Source organism: Candidatus Streptomyces philanthi, assembly GCF_059553635.1.
Genome location: NZ_JCANQV010000482.1, coordinates 1 through 2,728 on the forward strand (window position 1 = coordinate 1; position 2,728 = coordinate 2,728).

The following is a 2,728-nucleotide window of genomic DNA, read 5'->3' on the forward strand; positions in this document are numbered from 1 at the left end:
ACCTCGGTGACCGGCCCTCCGTCATGCGGCGCGGGCCGCGTCAGTCCTTGATCTCGCAGATCACGGCGCCGGCCGTGAGGGCCCCGCCGATCTCGGCGGACAGGCCCTTGACCGTGCCCGCGCGGTGCGCGTTGATCGGCTGCTCCATCTTCATCGCCTCCAGGACGACGACCAGCTCGCCCTCGGCGACCTGCTGGCCCTCCTCCACGGCGACCTTCACGACGGTGCCCTGCATCGGGGAGGCGAGCGCGTCGCCGGAGGCGGCGGAGCCGGACCGCTTGGTGGCCTTCCGCTTCGGCTTGGCGCCCCCGGCGACCGCGGCGCGGGCCAGCGGCATGCCGAGCGAGGACGGCAGCGACACCTCCAGGCGCTTGCCGCCGACCTCGACCACCACGGTCTCGCGGGTGTCGGCCTCGGCCTCCTCCGTACCGACCGCGGCGAACGCCGGGATCTCGTTGACGAACTCCGTCTCGATCCAGCGGGTGTGGACGGTGAACGGCTCCGTCGAGCCGGTCAGTTCGGGCGCGAACGCCGGGTCCTTGACGACCGTGCGGTGGAAGGGGAGGGCCGTGGCCATGCCCTCCACGGTGAACTCGCCCAGCGCGCGGGCCGCCCGCTGGAGCGCCTGCTCACGGGTGGCGCCGGTGACGATCAGCTTGGCCAGCAGGGAGTCCCAGGCGGGGCCGATGACGCTGCCGCTCTCCACCCCCGCGTCCAGGCGGACGCCGGGGCCGGTCGGGGCGTCGAAGCGGGTGACGGTGCCGGGGGCGGGCAGGAAGTTGCGGCCCGGGTCCTCGCCGTTGATCCGGAACTCGAAGGAGTGACCGCGCACCGGCGGGTCGTCGTAGCCGAGCTTCTCGCCGTCGGCGATCCGGAACATCTCACGGACCAGGTCGATCCCCGAGACCTCCTCGGTGACCGGGTGCTCCACCTGGAGGCGGGTGTTGACCTCCAGGAAGGAGATCGTGCCGTCCTGCCCGACGAGGAACTCGCAGGTGCCCGCGCCCTCGTAGCCGGCCTCCTTGAGGATGGCCTTGGACGCGCGGTACAGCTCGGCGTTCTGCTCGTCCGTCAGGAACGGCGCCGGGGCCTCCTCGACCAGCTTCTGGTGGCGGCGCTGGAGCGAGCAGTCACGGGTGGAGACGACCACGACATTGCCGTGCTTGTCGGCCAGGCACTGGGTCTCGACGTGCCGCGGACGGTCCAGGTACCGCTCGACGAAGCACTCACCGCGCCCGAACGCCGCCACGGCCTCGCGGACCGCCGAGTCGTACAGCTCGGGGACCTCTTCGAGGGTGCGGGCGACCTTCAGGCCGCGGCCGCCACCGCCGAAGGCCGCCTTGATCGCGATCGGCAGGCCGTGCTCCTCGGCGAAGGCGACGACCTCGTCCGCACCGGAGACCGGGTCGGGCGTACCGGCGACCAGCGGCGCACCGGCGCGCTGCGCGATGTGCCGCGCGGCGACCTTGTCGCCCAGGTCGCGGATGGCGTGCGGCGGCGGGCCGATCCAGGTCAGACCCGCGTCGAGCACGGCCTGCGCGAAGTCGGCGTTCTCCGAGAGGAAGCCGTAACCGGGGTGGATCGCGTCCGCGCCGGAATCGGCGGCGGCGGCAAGGACCTTCGCGATGTCCAGGTAGCTGGTGGCAGGGGTGTCACCGCCCAGGGCGTACGCCTCGTCCGCCGCGCGGACGTGCAGGGCGTCCCGGTCGGGTTCCGCGTAGACGGCGACGCTCCCGATCCCGGCGTCCCGGCATGCACGGGCAACGCGGACAGCGATTTCGCCACGGTTGGCGATGAGCACCTTGCGCACGATGGGTCCTTCCTTGGCGCTACGCCGCAACACAACGAACGAAGCGAGTTTAGGGACTGGCGACACCGTGTGCCGAGCCGTTCCCCGAGGTGACCTTGCCCACACGGAGAGTGTCGCCGGCGTCGGCGAGAACGCGAATCCCCCTGGTGTCCCAGGGTAGGCCGCGAATCGCGGTCCGGCGCCGACGCGCCGATGTGGCCTAGGTCTCGACCCGCGGGCATCCAGCGGGGCGTCAATTCTTTGTGGAGTCCCTACGAATGGACGAATGAAAGTTTGCGGGTGCCGGGTGCGGCGGGAGCCCCGGCCGGACGGGTCCGGGAGCGGTGCCGCGCCGTCCGGCGAACGGGTCGCGCCAGGCTCTTGCCCCCGCCGTTACCCGTAAGTAGCGTGCGCGGTGCCCCCGTACCCGGGGTAACAGGGGCGGCGGGCCCGCCCGGGGCGGCGGCACGTTCTACGGCAACGCACGACCGGCGACGACGGAAGCGGGTGGGCGCGGTGGAGACGGCACGCAGGCCGGTGGCCCTGGTGACGGCGGTGGTGCTCGTCCTGGAGACGGCCGGGGTGGCGCTGATCAACTGGATCCTCGGCATCGTCGTCGACCGGCAGCACATGACCCTCGCCGGGATCGACCCCCGCGCGACGGCCACCGCCGCCTGGGCCGCCGGCGCCCTCCTCGGCCTCTTCCTCCTCGGCTGCGCCGCCGTCCTGCTGCGCTGCGCCCTGCGCGACCGCGCCCCCGGCTCCCTCGCCCGCACCGCCCTGATCTGCTGCGCCGTCGTCCACGGCGTGCTCGGCGCCCTCGCCGTCGGTCTGGTCGGCTGGGTCGCCTTCCTCGCCGCGAGTGCCGTCCTGGGCCTGCTGGTCCTCACCCTCGTGGCGTACGGGGAGGAGCCCGGCCGCGAGCTTCCCGGCGGCGCG

The 2,728-nt window shown here is 73.1% G+C and carries 2 protein-coding genes; one reads left to right on the plus strand and one right to left on the minus strand.

Annotation, left to right across the window (positions count from 1 at the left end):
- Positions 1–40: 40 nt before the first annotated feature.
- Complete coding sequence (locus AC51EU_RS29240) at positions 41–1,810, minus strand: acetyl/propionyl/methylcrotonyl-CoA carboxylase subunit alpha (protein WP_496270109.1); 1,770 nt, start codon at positions 1,808–1,810, stop codon at positions 41–43.
- Positions 1,811–2,305: 495 nt separating this feature from the next.
- On the opposite strand from AC51EU_RS29240, the gene AC51EU_RS29245 reads away from it, so the two are divergent.
- On the plus strand, positions 2,306–2,728 hold a 423-nt coding region (locus AC51EU_RS29245; protein WP_496270110.1), incomplete at its 3' end, for a hypothetical protein.